Annotated in this window: 1 protein-coding gene and 2 pseudogenes; 1 reads left to right on the plus strand and 2 read right to left on the minus strand. The window is 73.0% G+C overall.

The genetic code is table 11. The annotated features are described in order from the left end of the window. Window positions 1-200 precede the first annotated feature (200 nt). Together AOK15_RS48100 and AOK15_RS48105 are read right to left on the minus strand one after the other, a co-directional pair. A pseudogene (locus tag AOK15_RS48100) lies at window positions 201-484 on the minus strand (SAM-dependent methyltransferase); the annotation flags it as partial. A gap of 2 nt (window positions 485-486) precedes the next feature. Beyond that, window positions 487-963: pseudogene (locus AOK15_RS48105) on the minus strand (methyltransferase domain-containing protein); the annotation flags it as partial. 64 nt (window positions 964-1,027) lie between these two features. Between AOK15_RS48105 and AOK15_RS48110 the strand changes: the two are divergent. Beyond that, window positions 1,028-1,295: alpha-amylase family glycosyl hydrolase (locus AOK15_RS48110; protein WP_240508803.1), on the plus strand; the 268-nt coding region annotated here is incomplete at its 3' end.

A 1,295-nucleotide genomic window follows, 5' to 3' on the forward strand; every position in this document is an offset into this window, starting at 1 on the left:
TTCCGCCTCGGCCTCGTACGGCACGAGCTGGAACGGGCCGGGTTCGACGTCGAACTGTTCGCCCTGCCCGAGTTCGGGCCACGCCCCGACGGCAGCCCACGCTGCCGGATGGTCGTGGCCACCCGCCCGCACACCCCCGGCCACCGGGCCGCGCGGTAGCGGCCGCGACGCCTGGTCGGAGGGCTGGACGGCAGCGGCCGCTACCGCGCGGCCCGGTGGCCGGGGGTGTGCGGGCGGGTGGCCACGACCATCCGGCAGCGTGGGCTGCCGTCGGGGCGTGGCCCGAACTCGGGCAGGGCGAACAGTTCGACGTCGAACCCGGCCCGTTCCAGCTCGTGCCGTACGAGGCCGAGGCGGAACGGCCGGTAGTACATGACGAACGGCGGCCGCCAGACGGTGTTGCGGACCCGCATCGCCGCGTCGAAGCCGAGGGCCGCCCAGTACCAGGGCGACCGGGGCGGCGCGGGCGCCGGGAGCGGGAACGNNGAACGCCCCGAAGCTCACGGCCAGGTCGAAGACGGGCCCGAAGGGCAGCGCGAGGGCGTCGCCGCGCACCCAGGAGAGGCGGGGAGCCCCGGCGGCGGCACCGTCCCGATCACGGTCGCAGTCGCCGTCCCGATCGCCGTCGCGGCGGTCCCGATCGCGGTCTCGGTCGCCCGACCCCGCGGTGAGCCGGTCCCTGCCCACCGCCAGCATCCCGGCGCTGATGTCGACGCCGGTGGCGCTCTCCCGGCACAGCTCGCGGAGGACCTCCATGCCCGCGCCCGTGCCGCAGCACAGATCGAGGCCGTGGTCGAAGGGGCCCATCGCGGTCAGGGCCCGTTCCACCGCGTCGAGGATGCTGTCCGGCGTACGGAACGGGGTGTGGTCGAACTTCGGCGCGAGCAGGTCGTAGCCGTGTTCGACGGAGGAGAGTGCCTGAACGGCGAGTTCGCGGAGGCTGGGGCCTTGCGGGGTGAACATCGGTTCAGCTTAGGCCTTGGCTCGGGGCAGCGGACGGCGAGCACCCTCGCCTAGGGTCGACGGTATGACTTCGTTCCGTCCTGCCCCGACCTGGCTGGCCGACGCCGTCTTCTACCAGATCTACCCGCAGTCCTTCGCCGACTCCGACGCGGACGGCATCGGGGACTTCGCCGGCATCACCGAGAAACTCGATCATCTGTCCTGGCTGGGCGTCGACACCGTCTGGCTGAACCCGTGCTTCGTCTCGCCGTTCCGCGACGCGGGCTACGACGTCGCCGACTATCTGAACGTCGCCCCCCGCTACGGCTCGAACGACGACCTGGCGGCGCTCG

Origin of the sequence: Streptomyces ossamyceticus (assembly GCF_001418475.1) — a bacterium.
Lineage (GTDB): Bacteria > Actinomycetota > Actinomycetes > Streptomycetales > Streptomycetaceae > Streptomyces > Streptomyces ossamyceticus.